General features: G+C 42.4%; 18 protein-coding genes. 7 read left to right on the top strand and 11 right to left on the bottom strand.

Annotated features, from left to right (window positions below):
- Positions 1-82: 82 nt before the first annotated feature.
- A complete protein-coding gene (locus DMB45_RS01535) occupies positions 83-463 on the top strand; it encodes a fibronectin type III domain-containing protein (RefSeq protein WP_041504952.1) in 381 nt (126 codons plus the stop codon).
- Between the two features lie 78 nt (positions 464-541).
- Here the strand turns inward: DMB45_RS01535 and DMB45_RS01530 are convergent, their stop codons facing one another.
- Positions 542-3,772, bottom strand: coding sequence for a golvesin C-terminal-like domain-containing protein (locus tag DMB45_RS01530; protein ID WP_237143268.1), 3,231 nt, complete (start codon positions 3,770-3,772; stop codon positions 542-544).
- Between the two features lie 731 nt (positions 3,773-4,503).
- On the opposite strand from DMB45_RS01530, the gene DMB45_RS01525 reads away from it, so the two are divergent.
- Positions 4,504-5,763: a putative DNA modification/repair radical SAM protein gene (locus DMB45_RS01525; RefSeq protein WP_110688379.1), complete on the top strand. Its 1,260-nt coding sequence runs from the start codon at positions 4,504-4,506 to the stop codon at positions 5,761-5,763.
- Positions 5,764-5,765: 2 nt separating this feature from the next.
- Complete coding sequence (locus DMB45_RS01520; protein ID WP_041503807.1) at positions 5,766-6,533, top strand: TIGR03915 family putative DNA repair protein; 768 nt, start codon at positions 5,766-5,768, stop codon at positions 6,531-6,533.
- A 36-nt stretch (positions 6,534-6,569) separates the two neighbouring features.
- On the opposite strand, the gene DMB45_RS01515 is transcribed toward DMB45_RS01520, so the two are convergent.
- Complete coding sequence (locus DMB45_RS01515) at positions 6,570-7,082, bottom strand: GNAT family N-acetyltransferase (protein WP_041503808.1); 513 nt, start codon at positions 7,080-7,082, stop codon at positions 6,570-6,572.
- An 83-nt stretch (positions 7,083-7,165) separates the two neighbouring features.
- Positions 7,166-7,390: a hypothetical protein gene (locus DMB45_RS01510; RefSeq protein WP_041503809.1), complete on the bottom strand. Its 225-nt coding sequence runs from the start codon at positions 7,388-7,390 to the stop codon at positions 7,166-7,168.
- A gap of 48 nt (positions 7,391-7,438) precedes the next feature.
- Here DMB45_RS01510 and DMB45_RS01505 point away from each other — a divergent pair, with 48 nt between their 5' ends.
- Positions 7,439-7,699 (top strand): hypothetical protein, encoded by a 261-nt coding sequence (locus DMB45_RS01505; RefSeq protein ID WP_041503810.1) that lies wholly within the window; start codon positions 7,439-7,441, stop codon positions 7,697-7,699.
- Between the two features lie 111 nt (positions 7,700-7,810).
- Here DMB45_RS01505 and uvrA read toward each other — a convergent pair whose 3' ends face one another.
- The 5 genes from uvrA to DMB45_RS01480 all read right to left on the bottom strand — a co-directional run bounded on the left by uvrA (position 7,811) and on the right by DMB45_RS01480 (position 13,309).
- Entirely contained in the window at positions 7,811-10,651 is a 2,841-nt protein-coding gene (gene uvrA, locus DMB45_RS01500) for an excinuclease ABC subunit UvrA (RefSeq protein WP_041505016.1), read from the bottom strand.
- Between the two features lie 699 nt (positions 10,652-11,350).
- Positions 11,351-11,503: a DUF4295 domain-containing protein gene (locus DMB45_RS01495; protein WP_082027486.1), complete on the bottom strand. Its 153-nt coding sequence runs from the start codon at positions 11,501-11,503 to the stop codon at positions 11,351-11,353.
- A 6-nt stretch (positions 11,504-11,509) separates the two neighbouring features.
- Positions 11,510-11,698 carry a 50S ribosomal protein L33 gene (gene rpmG / locus DMB45_RS01490; RefSeq protein ID WP_041503811.1) on the bottom strand — a complete coding sequence of 63 codons (189 nt, stop codon included), beginning with the start codon at positions 11,696-11,698 and terminating at the stop codon, positions 11,510-11,512.
- Between the two features lie 11 nt (positions 11,699-11,709).
- Positions 11,710-11,952, bottom strand: coding sequence for a 50S ribosomal protein L28 (gene rpmB / locus DMB45_RS01485; RefSeq protein WP_041503812.1), 243 nt, complete (start codon positions 11,950-11,952; stop codon positions 11,710-11,712).
- 100 nt (positions 11,953-12,052) lie between these two features.
- Positions 12,053-13,309, bottom strand: coding sequence for a 4Fe-4S binding protein (locus DMB45_RS01480; RefSeq protein ID WP_110688378.1), 1,257 nt, complete (start codon positions 13,307-13,309; stop codon positions 12,053-12,055).
- A 167-nt stretch (positions 13,310-13,476) separates the two neighbouring features.
- Between DMB45_RS01480 and DMB45_RS01475 the strand changes: the two genes are divergently transcribed.
- The gene (locus tag DMB45_RS01475; protein ID WP_041503814.1) at positions 13,477-13,914 is read left to right on the top strand and encodes a peptidylprolyl isomerase; all 438 of its coding nucleotides are present in this window, start codon (positions 13,477-13,479) and stop codon (positions 13,912-13,914) included.
- Positions 13,915-13,993: 79 nt separating this feature from the next.
- On the opposite strand, the gene DMB45_RS01470 is transcribed toward DMB45_RS01475, so the two are convergent.
- The gene (locus DMB45_RS01470) at positions 13,994-14,902 is read right to left on the bottom strand and encodes a phosphate acyltransferase (RefSeq protein WP_041503815.1); all 909 of its coding nucleotides are present in this window, start codon (positions 14,900-14,902) and stop codon (positions 13,994-13,996) included.
- A 291-nt stretch (positions 14,903-15,193) separates the two neighbouring features.
- Here DMB45_RS01470 and DMB45_RS01465 point away from each other — a divergent pair, with 291 nt between their 5' ends.
- A complete protein-coding gene (locus tag DMB45_RS01465; protein ID WP_052634696.1) occupies positions 15,194-16,291 on the top strand; it encodes an MFS transporter in 1,098 nt (365 codons plus the stop codon).
- Between the two features lie 57 nt (positions 16,292-16,348).
- Here the strand turns inward: DMB45_RS01465 and DMB45_RS01460 are convergent, their stop codons facing one another.
- Positions 16,349-17,386 carry a hypothetical protein gene (locus DMB45_RS01460; RefSeq protein ID WP_052634698.1) on the bottom strand — a complete coding sequence of 346 codons (1,038 nt, stop codon included), beginning with the start codon at positions 17,384-17,386 and terminating at the stop codon, positions 16,349-16,351.
- Between the two features lie 269 nt (positions 17,387-17,655).
- On the bottom strand, positions 17,656-18,228 hold the full coding sequence (locus tag DMB45_RS01455; RefSeq protein ID WP_041503818.1) for an adenylate kinase: 573 nt from the start codon (positions 18,226-18,228) through the stop codon (positions 17,656-17,658).
- A 306-nt stretch (positions 18,229-18,534) separates the two neighbouring features.
- On the opposite strand from DMB45_RS01455, the gene DMB45_RS01450 reads away from it, so the two are divergent.
- The gene (locus tag DMB45_RS01450; RefSeq protein ID WP_235375081.1) at positions 18,535-20,778 is read left to right on the top strand and encodes a transglycosylase domain-containing protein; all 2,244 of its coding nucleotides are present in this window, start codon (positions 18,535-18,537) and stop codon (positions 20,776-20,778) included.
- The last annotated feature ends 3 nt before the right edge of the window (positions 20,779-20,781 follow it).

Here is a 20,781-nt window from a genome sequence, read left to right as displayed (position 1 = left end):
AGTATTTTTTTAATTATATTGTTTGCAAATTTTCAATAAATTTTATATATTGTGCAATATAAACATATTAAATTAACAAGCTATGAAGAAAATTAATCGAAACTTTTTTAAGCCATCCATGCTTGTCTGTTTGTGCTTAATGACTGTAACACTTATAAGTGCAACAGTATGTAGGCCTCCCGGACCTCCCGGAACACCCGAGATCGTTGACTTTGGGAAAGATTGGTGCACAATTGAATTTACTGCACCGGATGATGACGGCGGTTGTGCGATAATGCGTTATCGCATTAGTTATAGATATAAAGGTGGATTATGGAATGTGTGGACTTCTAAGGCAAAATTGTTCAGAGTAAGGTTAGTGGGTCTTTTAGAAGGAAAAAATGTTCAATTTCGTGTTAGTGCCATAAACGCTGAAGGAGAAGGTGAGCCATCCAAACCGAGTGAAATGGTCTTACTCCAATAGGTAATACTATTTCAAAAAAGTATCATTTATAAAAAGCCAACTAATTCATGGTTGGCTTTTTATAATACTCTTTCCGACCTACTTTACTTTTACCCATTTTACCGCATCCGCCACGACCAACTGGGCATGCTTGTCACCACCAATTGAAACTACTTCCCGGGCATACTCTTCATCATCAACTGGAGGAACACCCCGGTCATCCAAAACAACGCGGGATTCCCCCGCCGGTAAAACAAACGTACCCAGAGACACCCAATCGGCATCTCCCTTTGCCACCTCCCGCGCGACTTTTTCACTTCCTCCGGCGGTATCGACGGTATAATAATTCTTCATTCCCGGGTACTTCGATTCATAGGTATAAAGAGCGTCTACATCTCTAACATCAGGCAGGTAAACAAAAATCTCGTACCTGCCCGCTTCCGGAAGATTCGCTATCCATTCCGCTTTAAAACTTCCGTTCCCGGCAACTTTGGTAAAGGCGCTATGGACCTCTTCCCCGTAAAATTCAACTTCTATGCATGGCTTTCCCCACGTGTGCTTCTTAGCATTAATGCCATAATTATAATCTTTCATATTGTCTTCTGCCAACTGTTCCGCCAGTCGTTTTAACCTGTTTCCCGAAGAATCGATCAAATGAAAACCCTCGTCCTCGTTATCGACGATAATTTCACCGGGAGGATAAAACTGGTTCTTGTCAAGCGGGACGACACGCTCAGCGGGAATGTCTCCCTTCCATAACGAGGTGCCATGGAACTCAATACGTTCGGGGACGCGTCTCGAAAAATTGGTGGACAAGAAAAAAGAGTATCCGTTAACCTCGTGGGCCACGATCCGCTTGTATTCCCCCGGTTTGACCGGGAAGCTCCGCCAATCGCCAATAATCCACCTCCCGTAATCATCAGAAAAAGCTTCAATTACCGAAACGCACCCGTCTACCTCTCCGGTATTGCCCACTTTAAAATCGACTGCCTGCACCTCCCCCGTTTGCCGGTATGTCAAGTCCTTTATCACCAGCCGCGGTATCTCTCGCGTCGTGTACCAGTCATCCACGAATGGCCTGATGTCCCGCCCGAAACGCTCGCGGAACCCCTCCATGAACAAATCAAAATCCACTTCCCGGAAACGGGCACTCTCATAGAACTCCCGGGTGTATGCCCTCAACGAATCCCAGCCGGTAATCGTCGTCAGATAAGCCAGCAACTGCGAAACTTTCATGCTAATCAATTTATCGTATCCCCGCGAATACCCTCTCCGGATTAGTCCCTCCAATCCTCCTTTCGTGATACTATCCAGCATCGACGGGAACAAAATCAACTTGTCAAGCGACGGATTTGCCATTTTACCGAACAACATGTCTATCCCCGCGTACCTGTCGGAAGCAACGCTCCAGTGGAAATCAGAGAAAAGCCGATCTGCGTGTATATCGTCAAGGAAAAAAGGAAAATCATTGAATAACAGGTATTCCTGTTTATTCATATCTCTTAATCTGTCAACGGAAGGGGCTCCCGGTTTATAAGATTCTTCCAACATCCGTTCCCCGAAAAACGCCATTTCCGGCTGGATGTTATTATGGAATGAATGCTGGTAAAGAAAAGAGGAAGGAGCCTCCACTAATTTAAGAAACCTGAACGGGTACGGGTTAGGCATGCTTCCCTCTATGCGATTGCGGCACTTGTTCACCAACTCCTTCCGGTACTCCTTTGCGTTCGGGTATTTTGCGATTTCATCCATCCAACCGTCAAACGGCTTCAAGTAAAAATCATTGCCCGGGTACGTGTAGAACTCTACCGTGATGGAGTCTGCCGTCACCGACCGCTTCACGTAATCTCCCATGCAAAGCGACAGACCGGTCAACGACTGCAAATTACGGAATCTCACCTCGTCCTCTACTTCCTCCGGGATGCCCTGCGACAAGACTACCTGCCTGCCGGGATTCTTCACGCACAGCGTGTAATCCGTGAAATTCGTTTCTCGTGACGGCTGCAACGCTACCGGGGCCACTGCCGCCGGGTACCACAACACCTCCGGGATGAGTAGCGTGTAATCCCCCGACACGAACGCGGAACGTTTCCCGTACCGATCCACCTTTGTCAATGGCCGCTCGGGAGCAAAATAATCCTCTTCATCGATGTCCACCTGGTAAATATCCTCGTCGATACATCCGCCGTACTCTATCTCCAGCACCACACTATCCCCGGGAGCCAGCGATCGTTCGACCACCACTGCCTGTCGGTCCCGCCGAAAGGGCACTTTCTCTTCCCCCGACTTCAGCTTGCTGATTTCCAACCCGGGGTTCAAGAACAAGATCAACTGCTCCATCCTCTCTGCTTTCCGGTTCACCACCGTCATCCGGCTCGTGGCAGAGAAATCCTCTTCTCCCGGCACATACGTAATCCCGTGTGTTGAGATTCGCACCTTGGGATAAGCCTCGTAACGGGAGAAAACCTCCCGGTACGCTTCCCGGTTCTCCCGGCGGGTCTGGAACTTATCGATATAAACGTATCCCGTCCCCACGGCTGACATCAGCAACAAACAACCTGCTGCGTGGTAAAACACTTTTCGTCCCGGCATTTCGGACAACCGCCTCGTGAAAGGAACTGCCACGCACAACAATCCCAGCCCCAGCAACAAGAACATTCCCCGTTGCAACAGGCACACGTCGGAATGCATAAACCCCACGATCGAGGAAAAAGATTCCGGCAACAGGCTTCCCCGGAAATCCAGTATCCCGTGAAGTGGTTTTGTCAGGTAAGCATACGACGTGCAAAGGAACACGGTCAGCACGAGCCAACTCACGAAAGGATGTCGCAGAATCCTATTCGCCAGCAACGACAGTCCCGTCACGAACACGAATGTCGGCAACACGTCTTTCAACAAGAAGGACAAGTACACCCACGGGTTCACCGGTGAATCTGGAATCATCAAATGAATGAACAGGCAAAACGCCATGAAAACGCCATCCGCGATCAAAAAAGGGAGTGCCATACCCGCTAATTCCGCCCAAAAAAATTGGCTGTTGCTTAACGGCTTCACTGAAAGTATTTCCCGGCTTTCCGCTTTATTCCTTTTCCTCTGCATATCACAAGTTAGGAGCACCACGACCAAAGACTGGAACAAGTTCAGGAAATAAACCCCTCTCGTCGGGAGAGAGGATGCGAACGCTATATTTCTCCATATTTCCCGCCGAATGTCCCACGGGACGAGAGACACCAAAATGTAGCCCAATACTCCCACGATAAAAAGGCGGAACAACCAGTTCCTCTTTACCAGCTTACTCTCGTAAGCCACAACGATTTGCCATGCTCTCATATTCATTATTTTTATATATTTACATTCTCCTCCGAAATCACTTCTTGCTATAAAGATAGAACTAAATTGGTGTATTTTCAATATTCTTCACACATTTTTATCAAAAGTACATTGGAACATTTATTGAATCAGTCTGTTACGATTTGAAAAGTATCGTCTGGATTGAACACTTTTGGGGACACTATCGGTAATTAATGAAAAGAATGAAGAAGAATAGCCTGTGTCACACCGAAAAAGATTTTGCATATTAACAAAGGAATTGTTCTCCATTCGGTTATTTTGGAACAATTGAAAAGTCTTCGTTTTTTCGTGATTGTGATTTCCTTAGTAGACATCCGGGGATTATGTATCATTTTGTTATTTAAAATTATTTTCACGAATATATCATATAGCTAAATATTCAAGAGATATGTATAGGCAGATACGTCACACGTGACAAACTATTATAGGATTAGATAGCGACAGATTATAACGTGTAAAGTCATTGTAGGACGATGAAAAATAAAAGAAAAATTTTAGATTAAAATGTAAACTTTTTTTAGGACAAGACAAATCTCCAATCACAAAATCACTCAATCTCCTAATCTCAGAATTTTTTAATTTACAATTAAATAGCACTTTGTACCCGTCCCTGTGGGTTATTTTAACGTTAATTCTTCCTTTTTATCTACCGAAATAACGGTAAGCATTTATCTTTGTAAAAGATCAACCGGAGATAGAAAACCGTTATTATGGAGGAAAGTGTTCTCGAAAAACTAAAAATACTGGCAGAATCTGCCAAATACGATGTATCCTGCGCATCCAGCGGTACCTCCCGCTCGCACAAAAAAGGAGAGATCGGAAGTGCCGAAGGTTGGGGGATATGTCATAGTTTTGCGGAAGACGGACGCTGTATCTCTCTATTGAAGATCATGCTGACGAATAATTGCATGTACGACTGTGCTTATTGCATCAATCGTCGCAGCAACGATCTGAAAAGGGCCACTTTTTCCGTCACGGAGCTTGTGAATCTAACGATAGAATTTTACCGGAGAAACTATATTGAAGGACTTTTTCTTAGTTCGGGAGTCGTCCGTAATCCCGATTACACGATGGAACGTCTGGTGAGAGTAGTCAAGGATCTGAGACAAAAATACCGATTCAACGGGTATATTCATCTGAAAAGTATCCCGGGTGCCAGTCGAGAACTGGTAAACGAAGCCGGTCTCTATGCCGATAGGTTAAGTGTAAATATCGAGATCCCGAAAGAAGAGAGTCTGAAGATTATAGCCCCGGAAAAAGATTTTCAAAGTGTCTTCACTCCCATGCGCTATATCCAGCAGGGAGTACTCCAGCACGCAGAAGAACGAAAAAAATTTCGCCACGCGCCGCATTTTGCCCCGGCCGGACAGAGTACGCAAATGATTATCGGGGCAACAGACGACAGCGACAAAGATATCCTCAATCTCTCTTCCGCCTTGTACAAACGTCCCACGATGAAAAGAGTGTATTATTCGGGATATGTCCCCGTAAACAGTTACGACAATCGGCTTCCCATGTTAAAACAGCCTCCATTGGTACGGGAGAATCGTCTGTATCAAGCCGACTGGCTGCTTCGTTTCTACCACTTCTCCGTTAACGAGATCGTCAACGATGCCTATCCTGACTTGGATCTGGAAGTTGATCCCAAACTATCGTGGGCTTTACGTCATCCGGAAGTATTCCCTATCGACATCAACCGGGCCGACTATGAAATGTTACTCCGGGTTCCCGGCTTAGGAGTCAAATCGGCTCAAATGATTGTTGCGGCACGACGCCACTCCCGGTTGGGAGCCACTCATCTGAAACAAATCGGAGTCGTGATGAAAAAAGCTCAATATTTCATTACCTGCCATGAGTTGCCGACACAAACCATCCATGAAATACAACCAGAAACCGTACGACGTATTTTAACCCGGCCGTCCAACCGTAAAATAGACGATCGCCAATTAGTGATCCCTTTTCAATATTAGAAATGGTTATTTATATATACGATAAAACATTCGAAGGCCTTCTTACCGCCGTATTCGACGCTTACAGCAGACGTTCGTTCCCCGACATGCTAAAAGGAGAAGGTGAGCCCCTACCCTTGTTTTACGACGAGACCTATGCCGTCGTTACCGATGAAAAAAGAAGCAATCGGGTATGGAATGCCCTTCAAAAGAAACTCTCCGCTCCCGCCCTATCGACATTAGTCATGAACTGGTTGTCCGAACTACCGGAAATCGACCTTTTACTATTCCGCTATATACACAAGGCTATCGATGCACCCACTTCCATCGAATTAAATTTCAGCGATCCGGATGTATTGGAAATAACCAAAAATGCCAAAAAAGTAAACAATGAACGCCTTCGAGTCGTTCAATTCTTACGATTTCAAAAAGCCGCAGACGGCACTTTCTTTGCGGCCTTAAAACCGCTCTATAACGTACTCTCATTAACCTTAAAACACCTTCAAGACCGTTTTTCCGATCAAAAATGGCTGATCTACGATCTGAAAAGAGAGTACGGCTACTACTACGACTTGACTACCGTTACCGAAGTGCGTTTCGATACCAAAGAAAACCATCTGCTTACCGGCATCCTGGATGAAAACCTAATGGACCGGGACGAAAAACTATTCCAACGCCTTTGGAAAGAGTACTTTAAATCGATTACAATTAAAGAACGATTGAATCCCAAGCTACATCGTAGGAATCTACCTGCCCGTTTCTGGAGATATCTTCCTGAAAAACAATCCTAAATCACTCGTTCCGTACCGGGAACCGTCCTTTCGGGCTTACTTTTCCGAAGACTTAAGCATCTCGTAACAACACATATCCGCCCATCGGTCATTTTTCCGAACCGCTTTACGCATAATTCCCACCAATCGAAAACCACACTTTTCCAATACCCTCCGGGAGGCCGTGTTATAATCGAAAACGGAAGCATATAGGCGCACCAACTCCGTTGTTGTGAAAATATACTCCACGAACCGGAATACGATCCCGCTCATTATTCCTTGCCCCCAGTAAGGCTCTCCCAACCAATATCCGATCTCCGCACTGTATCGCTCCACATCACTCTGCGGAATAAAACCGATACCGCCAATAGCCTTCCCGTCAATGACAATAGCAAAATCCTGCACGCACCCCTTCGATAAAGTACTTTCAATATACTCCCGGGCATCCTCCTCCGTGTAAGGGGATGGAAAACCATCCCGCAAATTATTCCATACACGTATGTTATCGGCATATTCGGCCAGCGACCGGCAATCGGATAATCTCCAAGGCCTTAATTCATAACTCTTCATGTCTGCATCCGACTGATTTTTCCATTTATATTCTTTACCGCCAAGGAATTAACCCGTAAGCCTACCTATTTTAGAACGACAACCTAATGACGGGTCAACAGATTCTGTTTATCTTCGTCGGACAAGCTTGCCGTTTTAAAAGCTCCTTCTACCAGATCGTCAATCCCCCATTGAAATACAAATATATATGACTTTTTAAATAATAAGCTTCGTATCGGAGAATAATTTTCATTCCGCTTGAAAATAAACAAACAAAACGAAACGTTTAAAAGTTCCAAAGCGTATATTTTATCAAAGCGATCATACATAAGACCGATAAATAAAAAATTACGGATCACCTAAATAAAACAAGAATTATGCTTAAGATAGAAAAAGCCGAGGTAATAAAGGAATTCGAATATACGGTGGAAGACCTTACCCATAAAATCAAAGCCAAGATTTTAAAACGAGACGAAAACCATTACGGTGTTATATTGAGTCACTGGTACAAAAAATACGGAGACCACGACTATACACAACCCGGATGGGGAGTTGATTCGCTTGAAAAAGCCGAAGATGAATTAAATCGTTATATGAAGGATTTTACCCTTGATTTAATCGTAAACCCCAAATATTGAATCCATAAAACAGGATAAGAATCTGTGATTCAATTACATAACTGTTAAGTTATTAGAAATAATCCTCCTATCAAGAAATCCGGAATCACAGAATCTTTTCATTTATAACAGTCATTCCTTACTATGTAGTTCTTTCCGCAAAAAAGGAGCTGTCACGGAGTCCGGGCTTAAAGCCACCTCTTCCGGGGTCCCCGTAACCACCACTTCCCCCCCGTTTTTTCCCCCGCCGGGCCCCATATCGATCAAATAATCGGCAACCTTTATTACATCGAGATTATGCTCGATCACAATCACGGTATTTCCTTTATCCACTAATTTCTGCAATACTCCCAACAAAATATTTACATCCTCAAAATGCAGGCCAGTCGTAGGCTCATCCAATATATACAACGTATTTCCCGTCTCTTTTTTAGACAGCTCCGCCGCTAATTTTATTCGTTGCGATTCACCACCGCTTAACGTAGTACAAGGTTGTCCGATCTGAACATATCCCAAACCGACATCCTGCAAAACCTTCAATTTGGCCTGTAAATGAGGCAAATTCTCAAAAAATTCCACCGCCATATTGATGGTCATATTCAATACATCCCCGATAGACTTCCCTTTATAACGAACCTCTAAAGTCTCCTTATTATACCGTTTTCCATCGCATTCATCACAATGCACGTAAACATCCGGTAAAAAATTCATCTCTATCGTTTTTACCCCGGCCCCCTTGCAAGCTTCACAACGCCCACCACTCACGTTAAACGAGAAGCGGCCCGCCGTATATCCCCGGATTTGAGATTCCGGTAATTTTTCGAATATCTTTCGGATATCGGTGAAAATACCCGTGTAGGTCGCCGGATTAGATCGGGGGCTTTTTCCTAACGGACTTTGGTCTACCACCACGACTTTATCTATATTCTCTATGCCATCAATAGCACGATAAGGCAAAGGCTCTGCTAACGAATGATAAAAATAAGCACTCAAAATGGGATGAAGCGTTCCGTTCACCAAAGAGGACTTTCCGCTACCGCTTACCCCGGTAACGCAGATCAGCTTCCCTAAAGGGAAATCGACATCCACATTCTTTAAATTATTTCCGGTACACCCTTTCAGACTGATCTTTTTCCCGTTTCCCTGCCGACGTTCAGACGGTACGGTAATCTCTCTAATACCCTTTAGATACTGAGCCGTGAGGCTACTGCTTCTCCTAATATCATCGAATGTACCTATCGCCATAATCTCCCCCCCTTTTCTACCGGCTTTAGGTCCCAAATCCACAATATAATCGGCATTTTCCATCATCTCTTTGTCATGTTCCACCACGATCACCGAATTCCCCGCATCCCGCAGCTCTTGCAAAGAACGAATCAATTTCCTGTTATCTTTCTGATGCAAGCCGATACTGGGCTCGTCCAAAATATAAAGTACATTTACCAGCTGAGATCCGATCTGTGTGGCCAATCGAATACGCTGGGACTCACCTCCGGAAAGAGTCATCGACTGACGGTTTAAAGAAAGATATTCCAACCCGACATCCAACATAAATTTCAAACGAGTCCGTATCTCCTTCAATATCTCTCCGGCAATCTGTTTTTGCTTTAATTCCAGATGTTGTTCAACATTACATACCCAAACGTACAAATCATCCAATTCCATATTGGCCAACTCCGATATATTCTTCCCACCTATATAAAAATGCAAAGCCTCCTGGTTTAAACGCTGACCGTTACAAACATCACAAGTCGTTACCGAAATAAACTGCTCTGCCCATTTATTTGCTTTTTTAGAGGTGGCATTCTCCTCCTGTATCGTGACGTATTTTAAAATACCCTCGTAGGTGGTTAAAAAATTGGAAGAGACTCCGATTTCCGTATTTTCCAAACGGAACTGTCCCGGATAACCGTACAATATATCAGTCAAAGCCTCCTCTGGAAGCTCGCGAATCGGTTGTTTTATATCCGCACCGTGTTTTTTTAAAATCGTATCGATTTGATAAAAAATCAAAGATCCTTTATATTTTCCTAAGGGCAATATTCCCCCGGCATAGATAGACAGCGAATCATCAGGAATAATCTTCTCTATCGCAACAGAATTAATGTACCCCAAGCCTTTGCACTTTTTACAAGCACCATGAGGAGAATTAAAAGAAAACGTGTGGGGAGCCGGATCTTTATAAGAAATTCCCGTGTCAGGACACATTAAATGACGACTATAATATTTTAATTCGTCACTTTCATTGTCCTTCACCGTCATGACTCCTTTTCCATTTTTCATTGCTGTCGCCACGGAAGCCTTCAGACGCTTCAAGTCGACATCCTGCATAACGATTTTATCGACAACGATCTCGATATCATGAATTTTATAACGGTCCACACTCATTCCAGGAAGAATCTCCATAATCTTCCCGTCCACTCGTGCAGAAATAAATCCCTTTTTCCTTAAATTCTCGAATAGTTCTTTGTAGTGTCCTTTACGCCCCTTTACCACCGGAGCCAATAAAAGAATTCTTTTTCCGGCAAAATCCTGCTGCAACAATTCCAAAATCCGCTCATCCGTATATTTTACCATCTTACTACCGGTGGCATAAGAATAAGCTACTCCCGCCCGGGCAAATAACAACCGGAAGAAGTCGTATATTTCAGTAGTCGTCCCCACAGTAGAGCGGGGATTCTTGTTGGTTGTCTTTTGTTCGATAGAGATAACCGGACTCAATCCCGTTATCTTATCCACATCGGGACGTTCCATCCCGCCCAAAAAACGACGGGCATAGGCAGAAAAAGTTTCCAGGTAACGTCGTTGTCCCTCCGCGTATATCGTATCAAAAGCCAAGGAAGACTTGCCACTCCCACTCAAGCCCGTCACTACCGTCAATTTATTACGGGGAATCACTACATCTATATTCTTCAAATTATGTTCCCGCGCTCCGTATATAACTATATTCTCGCCTTCTTCTTTATATCCCATACTTGCTCTCCAATATAAATAACTTACAAAAATACAGGAAACAATTGAAAAAGGAAAAGAATAAGTGATAATTGACAATTCTAAATGTAGATTGTAAATTTTAAATGAATCAGCCGATCGCAATGTTTTTTGACCGCTTAATCGTAAATAAATGGAAGATTTCTATATTTATGGGAAATAAAAAAATGGGAGGGATTTTCCGTTTCCTCTCGAAATGAAATATAATGGGACTGACGAAAAGATGTTGTATGTGTGTGTGCGTGCGTCTGTGTGTGTGTGTGGTGTGTGTGCGTGGTGTCCCGTGGTATATATTTCAGTATTTTCAAGAACTCAATCGGAAAATCAGCTTAAACCTCCGTCAAAGCTATCCCCTCTCTTATGCTAGATGATTCAATCTAATAACAGCTAAAAATAAATCATAAGTCTTATATCATCATCTAATATACCGTCTTTAACGGAATCGAAGCGTTAAAGGTTACAGCTTCAAGGGAAAAAAATGAAGAAAAACACTCTTTTTTTTCTTACCGACCAATAACTAACTGATTATAAACACCAAATATTTCTCTTTAAAAGTATTATGTTTATACCTCAAATTGATTTCACAATTTTTTCATAAAAAACACAGACAAGCCATTTCATTCCGTCAACAAAAAAGAGCATTCTTACGAATGCTCTTTTTTATATATTAATCACAAAGATTTATTTCTTTAAAAAATCTTTTACTTGTTCATTAGGAACCATTTGTTCTTTGAACGTGTACGCACCGGTTTTGGGAGACTTTACCATTTTGATAACTTTTGCAAATCCCCGACCATCTCCTGTCTTTAATGTTGCAACAACCTTCTTTGCCATAGTCTATTATTTTATTTCTCTGTGTAAAGTTACTCTTTTCAAATAGGGATTGTACTTACGTAATTCCAATCTCTCGGTGGTGTTTTTTCTATTCTTGGTAGTGATATAACGAGACATTCCCGGAACCCCGGATTCTTTCTGCTCGGTACACTCCAGAATCACCTGTATTCTGTTACCTTTGCTTTTCTTTGCCATTTCTTTTAATTTTATACGTTCTTAATTAAACCATTGGCAGTAGCCTCTCTCAAACAATGGCTCAAGCCTTTCTTGTTGATCAGGCGCAATCCGGCAGCAGATACATTTAAACGTATCCATCTATCCTCTTCCGGCCAATAAAAATTTCTCTGAAACAAGTTGATCGCGAATGTTCTCTTAACTCTTCTTTTAGAGTGAGATACATGGTTACCAACCATCGCCTTTTTTCCGGTTATTTGACAAATTCTTGACATCTCTCAATATTTTTATAAACGCTTTCCAAACAGGATGCAAATAACGCACTTTTTATTCAAACTATCAAATGTTTCGATAAAAAAGTTTCTATTTTTTTTCTTAGCTTAATACAAACCATAAAAGAAGCAAGAAAACAGTGACAGACAACCATTCCTGCCACGTCTCCCTTCGTTGTTTCCCCCCTTCTTTTCCCGGAGTTCGCCTTAAAATATCCAAAAATTCCCCCGTAGGACAAAAATAGTTACACCAAGGACGGCTAATGAAGACTGAAATTAACAGACAAGTCAGCGCGAAAGCGATCATTCCTCCTGATGCCACCGATACCAAAAAAGCAGAAAACGGTTCAAGAGAGGTTAAATCCAACGGAATACCCCACAACAATAAGCCCATAATTCCCAAAAAGAATGTGATCCGGGTATATTTTAAAACCATTTTCACTCTTCTCCCGAAGGTTATCTTTTTTCTCCGTACCTTCCCCATTAATTCCTGTGCAGACCCGAAAGGACATAGATAAGCACAATAATAAGAGCGGTTAAAAAATAGCGGGCATATCACCGCTAACAACGCAATTACCGGCAGCAACACGCGTACCCCCCACGGAATTCCATTCAACAACCAACCGTATAACAGTTCCAAAGATATAAAACTACCGCTCCAAAAACCAAGTATTAAAATAGACGCAACTTGTAAAGCCGATCTGTATTTTTTCATGCTTGCTCCCCGAAACAAACTGACGATAGCAAAGAGTACGACCACTCCTCCTAACACGTGACGCAATAAAGTCAACACGTTGTCATTTCCCCGATGATCCTGTTCATTCAAATATTCTCCCACGGCTCTCTTGACCCCCATTCGAACGGCCTCACTGGTTAAGGTCGCACCACTAACGGCTTCAACCTCCATTTTTCCTACCTCTTCTATCCGCTTCCCATTCCAACTATCAAAAAAACCTCTTTTCTCCAAACGTCTCACAAAACCTCGGGATTCATTATTCTCCAATAAAGTCAATCCCGATACGATACCTTCGTCGGATACCGCCAAAAATAGAGGTACCGGGCCGGCATAGCCGATCAGATCATCCGCAACGGGCGTGGTCAATATTAGTTTCCCCACTTCTTTCTCTCCCTCTTTTACATCGTATTCCACCGGAGAGATTCGTTCCAATCCCGTATAACGAGGAAAATATTTTCGTATGGAATCTTCCGGAATCCTAATCTCTTGTTTCTCTTCTCTCGAACCGTTATTTATTTTTTTTTCTTCTTTAAAATTGCGAGAAATTAAAAACAGTACCACACACAATAAAATAATCCGGGGTAATTTCGCCACAAAAACTTCAATATTTCTTCTCACTTCCATAATTCAACTTACTTTTCGTCGCAAAAATAACTAATTTTCTATTCCGTTTTTCCCGGTAAAAATGAAAATTCGATAAGATGCCATTCTAAGAGTTAAATACCGAAATAGATTTGCGAGCCTCTTTTTATTCCTCTACTTTTGTCATGAAAAATCAAACTTAATTACGTATGTACAGAGCAGAAATACACACAGAAAAAGGAGTTATGAAAGTTCGTTTTTATGAAAAAGATGCCCCGAATACAGTTGCCAATTTTGTGAAACTGGCCAAATCCGGGTTTTACGACGGACTGACATTCCATCGGGTAATTCCTAATTTTGTCATTCAAGGAGGGTGTCCAGACGGTACGGGTGCCGGAGGACCGGGGTACACGATTAAATGTGAACTTGATGGGGATAATCAATACCACGACCGGGGAGTTTTATCCATGGCCCATGCAGGACGGGACACCGGCGGATCTCAATTTTTTATCTGTTGCAACCGCCAAAATACCGCACACCTGGATAGAAAACATACCTGTTTCGGGAAAGTGTACGAGGGATTGGAGGTGATCGATGCCATTCGTCCCCGAGACGTGATCACTAAAATCGTAATCATCGAGGAATAGTTAGTTGTTTTTAAATAAATCAAATAGCCGAAGTTCGTAAGAGACTTCGGCTATTTACTTATATCGATCAGCACCTCACTTATTTTGCAAAAATAGCAGCCAAAGCGATGGAATTCAATTTAGCATCCACACTATCTCCCCGGGATGAAAGTACGCTCGGAGCGGTAGCACCTACCAAGATTGCTCCCTGACGGGCATTTGCCAATTTAGTGTTGGTTTTATAAAACACATTACCAGCCTCAATGTTCGGGAAAACCAAACAATCGGCCTCTCCGGCTACGGGAGAAGTAATCTTCTTTATTTGAGCAGCCTCTTTATCGATAGCGACATCCAATGCCAAAGGTCCGTCTATATCAATATTTCCTAATTGCCCCCTCTCTCCCATCTTTGCAATCACGGCAGCATCCATCGTCGATTCCACCTTAGGCAAAACCTGCTCGGTAGCGGAAATCAAGGCTACTTTCGGACGAGCTATTCCTAACGCATTGGCAATCTGACTTACATATTTCACGATAGCCAATTTTTGATTCATATCCGGAGCCGGTATAATAGCGGCATCACTTGCGATCAATAGCTTATGATAATTCGGACACTCCATAACTGCCACGTGAGACAACGTTGCCTTCGGAGGTAATAATCCACAATCTTTGTTAAGGATAGCACGCATATACTTATCCGTACTTACCAGCCCTTTCATGATAATATCAGCTTCCTTATCCCGCACCATCTTTACGGCCAAGGCTGCAGCCTTCGTATCTACCGGTTCGTGAACAATTTTAAATTGTGAAATATCATATCCGTGCTCTGTACATACCTTTTTAATTTCGTTTTCGTCACCACACAACGTAGCCTCAACAATTCCCATTTCAACTGCCTTATGAACGGCTTCGATAGAGTGGCTATCATTAGCAAAAGCTACAACCAACCGTTTTTTCCGGGTATTACCCTTCAATAATTCGTAAATGTCATCAATCTTAGTTATTGCCATAACTTATAAAATTTTAGTTCTGTGAATGTATTTTTCTAATTTGGAAGCAAAAGTAACTCTTTTTACGAGAAACAGAAACAAAAAGAAGCATTTTAATAAGAAATTGAAAATACGGAAATGCTTCCCGACAATCAGGAGTTTTCTTTTTAAATTCTGCGTCCCCCAAATTCAAATTTCACAATAAAAAAATACCTTTGTGATGAAATAAAAGAAGTGTATCGTAACGTGTCGTTCAAACGAAATATAATCGCTCTTTATCTCATTAAAATCTCCAAATGGTTTACCCTTGTCATGCCTGTCATCGTGCTGTTTTACAAGGATTGCGGTTTGGATATGACGGATATTTTTACTCTTAAAAGCATCTATTCAATCGCTATGGTCTCCTTGGAAATTCCGACAGGTTACCTTGCGGATGTTTGGGGAAGACGTAACTGTTTGATCGCAGGTACCATTTTAGGATTCGGCGGATTCAGTTGCTACTCTTTTTCCGATACGTTTTCAGCTTTTTTCATGGCTGAGGTCATGCTTGGGTTCGGCCAAAGTCTCGTATCGGGAGCGGACTCGGCCCTGCTATACGACACGATGATTCATTATAGAAAAGAAGAATCCTATTTGAAATACGAAGGACGAGTGACTATGATCGGCAATTTTTCGGAGGCCTTCGCGGGTGTATTCAGCGGTTTATTGGCAGCCTACTCCCTACGCTTTCCTTTTTACGCTCAATCTTTTGTCGCTTTTATCGGGATTCCGGCGGCATTCTCTCTTACCGAATACGCCGCTAAAACCAGAATCACGAACTCTCTTTCCAACATTTCAAAAATCATACGATACTCCCTATTCACGAATCGACAACTCTGTTACAACATCCTGTTCTCCGGAATCATCGGGGCGGCAACTTTAACCATGGCTTGGTTTGTTCAACCCCTATTGATCGAACTCGCAACCCCGACTTCTTGGTTCGGAATTATCTGGACGGTACTCAATCTCACGGTAGGTATAGCGGCCCTCTATTCAGATCAACTGGATAGGTGTATCGGAACACGTAAAATGTACGCTTTCATCCTCTTTTTCATCGTGGGAGGCTATGTAGCCGTTTCATCGCGTATCGATTATACCGCCCTCGTTTTTCTCTTCGCGTTTTACATCGTACGAGGATTTGCTACCCCTATACTGAAAGGGTATATCAATCAAATCACCTTCTCGGAAATGAGAGCAACGGTACTCTCTATCCGTAATTTTGTAATTCGTCTCCTATTTGCAGCCATAGCTCCACTTGTCGGATGGCTTAACGATGCTTACTCTCTCTCAGTGGCCCTACAAATCACCGCTGCCATTATCTTTATCCCAGGCCTCTCCTTTCTTATCCTTGAAGGGTATTATAAAAAATAAAAATCCCCCGGAATTTTTATTTTTCCAGGGGAGGTATTCTCTCTATCGTCTTCCTTTCTATTTTACTCTATACTTTTCATCTGTCATATCGAAACTTTTGGCTTCAAATAACCCCAGATCACTCGCGGGAAAAGCATTCCTCGGCGGATTGTGACCATCGTAAATACTGGCAAAATCATAAACACTATCGGTCGTCAACCACACCCATATCTCAGGATAAACGTCCTTAATATGTTTAGCTTCCTTCGGATAATTAAACCAATCGTAACCACATACATATCCTTCTTCCGCCGTATATTCGCTTCCGGTAGTTGTTATTACCAAACCGTAAGGTAATCCGTTTTTATCAAATGACTGACTCAAATAATCGGTCGAAATCGCATACAACTCCGTACCGCCATCCACCTCAATATACCACTCAACCCGCATAAGCCCACTGCCTTCAATTTTAGATATATCCCAGTTCCGTATGGTCGACCCCAGATATCCATTTTTTTCCCCTTTTTGGTTGCTCGTCGTTCCAACCGTATTGATGAACCCTTCTTGTGATTTGAAATACTGAGAACGACAATCCGCCCCCACGGGAGTAATTAACCCTTTAAACACCTGCTTCTCACCCTTATACACGACACATCCCAACTTTATCGGTTTCGTAGAACCGAGAGCTACCGGTTGCACACCGAAAGCAAAAATAGAACCTTTCGTTTGATAGCGGACATGAATCACCAGATCGTTATAATCATAATCCGCATTTTTGGAATCCTCGAAACAAATCACTTGAAACATTTGGGATTTATTCTCGGTAAAATTAGGATATTGGTTATCAGGTACAAAAGAAGTGGATATACTGCCCGTTTTAGCCCGAGACTGTTTAGGAACCCATATTGTCATCGGAGTATTGGCTTCCGCAATCGTCACACCAGAACACTTCACCACAGTAACATGTCCCTCTCGAACCGGAACCTCATAAGATTCGCTCGTAATAAAATGATTGACATCAATATCTTGGGGAGAAGTTTTAGACCCCATATTTTTTTCCTTAATACAGGATATCGATAGTATCATCAAGCATAGTAAGAATAAATTCTTCTTCATAGATTTAGCCGTTAAAACAATAAATTCTGATTTTGACAAAAAAATTTTCACACAAAGAAATCCTTTTATATCCTATATAGCATAAATTTATACAAATACAAAGGTAATTAAATTTATTTTCACAGAGGTACTTCTTACCATAAGAATTATCATTTTTTCATAAAAAATGATATAACTATTTATTTCCAACGACCTGATTTACCATAGGAACGAAAAAAAATCGACCGTAAAATGAATTTACGGTCGATTTACAAGAAAATCTTTTTTCTCTATTTTATTTTTTCAATGATTTCCGTCAATGATTTAAACACATCCTCGACGGTGCCGTGACCATCTACGGAATAACATTTTTTCAATGCTTTGTAATGATCCGCAACGGGTAACGTCTTTGCCTGATATTCTCTGAAACGATTTTCAATTACCGTCTCGTTATCATCGGCACGTCCCTCAATCTTCGCCCTTTCCAGCATACGACGCATTAACTCATCGTGAGGCACTTCTATGCTGATCAATGCATTCAAAGGGTGCCCCGTCTTAACCAACATTTCGTCCAAAATCTCAGCTTGCGCTACCGTACGAGGGAAACCATCGAACAAGAATCCGTTCACTCCATCAATATGAGCAATGCTATTCTCGATCAACGCTACCACAAACTCATCGGATAACAACTCTCCCTTATTAATAATTCCGGCAGCCATTTTACCGAATTCCGAGCCAGCGGCGATCTCTTTACGGATCATATCCCCCGTCGAAAGATGGGCCAAATTGTATTTCTCCACCATCTTTTTTGCCTGAGTTCCTTTACCTGCACCCGGAGGGCCAAACAAAGCAATATTTAACATGATATTAATATATTAATTGATTACAACATAATTTACCGTGTACAAAGGTATACTTTAATCTAAATTACCGAACACGATTTCGGAAATATTTTAGTATTAATTTCTAAACAAAACAGTAATGACAAAACAAAACATTTACCACTGCAAACTACCTTGCAGATAGCTTTTTTTTCGTAATTTTGTTCGCAAAAATAAAGAGATATGAGCCCCCAAAAAGTAAAGCGCAAAACAACGCCACCCAAAAGAAAGAAAAGCAATTCAGCTCGTTTTCTCAAAAATATTTTTCTTGCCTTTCTATTTTGCGGAATGTTATTAGCTTTATTTATCTGTTGCGTCTATTTCGGAACGTGGGGAAAAATTCCGGATTACCGGGACTTACGAGCAATCCGAAATTACGAAGCTTCGTCGTTATATAGCGACGACGGAGAGTTATTAGGCAAATACTACATCGAAAACCGAACGAATGTCATGTTTGACAGCATATCCCCGTACGCGATCAATGCATTGATTGCCACGGAAGATGTTCGTTTTTACGAACATCACGGTTTTGATAAAATCAGCATGTTAAGGGTCGTCGTCAAAACTCTGCTATTGGGAGACCGCAGCTCGGGCGGGGGCAGCACCCTCAGTCAACAATTAGCCAAAAACCTATTCCCGAGAGACTCCAAAAGCCGTTTTATGCTTCCCGTCATCAAAGTCAAAGAGATTATTACGGCTCATCGCCTGGAAAAATTGTATTCAAAAGACGAAATACTGACTCTTTATTTGAACACCGTCTCTTTCGGAGAGGATAGTTTCGGTATTGAAAGTGCCGCTCAAAAATACTTTTCAACAACAGCAATGCATCTAACGCTCCCGGAAGCCGCAACATTGATCGGGATGTTAAAGGGACCCTCTTACTACAATCCCCGTCTCCATCCCGAAAGAGCCTTACAACGTCGCAACACGGTGATCAACCAGATGGTTAAATACGATTATCTTACTGAAGAAGAAGGAAATAATCTTAAGAAAGAAAAATTGGAACTGGAATACAGACCCATTAACCATTATTCCGGACCTGCCCCCTATTTACGGGAGCGTATCAGACAAGATGCGGCTCAAATCATCAAAAAATACAACGAGACATACGGAACCTCTTACGATCTTTACAAGGACGGTTTAACAATCACAACCACGTTAGACGCGGAGATGCAACGTTACGCCGAAGAAGCCGTTCTGCAACATATGAAAAACCTTCAAAATGATTTTTATACCCATTGGGGAAAGCAAGAGCCTTGGTACAAAGATAAATCGGTGCTGGACAATGCCATCCGACAAAGCGAAATATATCAATCCCTCCAACAACAGGGATTATCTGAAAAGGAGATTTTAAAAGAGATGGGTAAAAAGAGACCCACGATTATTTACAGTACATACCAGGGTGAAACGAAGATGGAGATCTCGCCGATCGATTCCATAAAACATTATTTAAAATTTCTGCATCCGGGAGTCATCGCCGTAGAACCGCGAAGCGGCAAAATCAAAGTATGGATAGGAGGATTGAACTTTAAGTATTTCCAGTATGATCAGGTACTCGCCCCACGGCAGGTAGGTTCCGTTTTCAAACCGGTCGTATATAGCGCAGCCGTCCATCAGGGGGCACAAATAGACGCTTACTATAAAAACGAACAAAAAAGTTACCCGGCCTACGGCAATTGGACACCCCGTAACTCCAATAATGAATACGGAGGTTTCTACACGTTAAAAGGAGCACTGAGCCAATCCATCAATACCATTGCCGTTGAAGTTCTGCTACAAACAGGTATGGAGAATACCATCCGGCATGCCCGCCGGCTCGGTATAACAAGTGATCTTCCCGCCGTCCCATCCATTGCACTCGGAACAGCGAATATCCCGCTTAACGAAATGATTTTGCCTTATATATGTTACGCGAACAACGGGACACGAGTCACTCCCTATTATTTACAAGAGATCAAAGACCGCGAAGGACGTCTTATTTACAAAGCCCCCGAACCGGAAAAGGAAGAAGTCATATCGGCAGAGGAAGCCCGGTTGATGTCCTATATGCTTTCGGACGTCATACGGGAAGGAACGGGAAGAAGACTAATTACAAACTACGGATTAAACCTAGCGATCGCCGGAAAAACAGGTACGACTCAAAATCAAGCGGACGGATGGTTTATCGGTTACAATCCGCGGATTGTCGTGGGTATCCGGGTCGGGGCCAACAACGCCCAAATTCACTTCAATTCTATCGCGTTAGGCCAGGGAGCGAATATGGCTCTGCCCATTTTCGGCTTGTTCATGCAAAAATGTCTGAAGAGCAATACATATGCCTATTGGGAAAAAACGAGTTTTCCCATGCCCGTATTGTATAAAAAAGAAGAACTTGAAAAGCCTATATTCAAAGATCACATGAACATCTTGGAAAGGATTGCCAATCAAAAAATTGAAAAAATAAAAAGAAACGATACGGTTACGCCCCAAAAGGAGAAAAAAGGATTTTTCCGACGCATCGGCAATTTGTTTAAAAAGAAAAATAAGAATTAATCC

It is taken from the genome of Sanguibacteroides justesenii (assembly GCF_003204205.1).
Classification (GTDB): domain Bacteria; phylum Bacteroidota; class Bacteroidia; order Bacteroidales; family Marinifilaceae; genus Gabonibacter; species Gabonibacter massiliensis.
The sequence above is the reverse complement of the archived record's forward strand: the minus strand, read 5'-3'. Positions and strand labels throughout refer to the sequence as shown.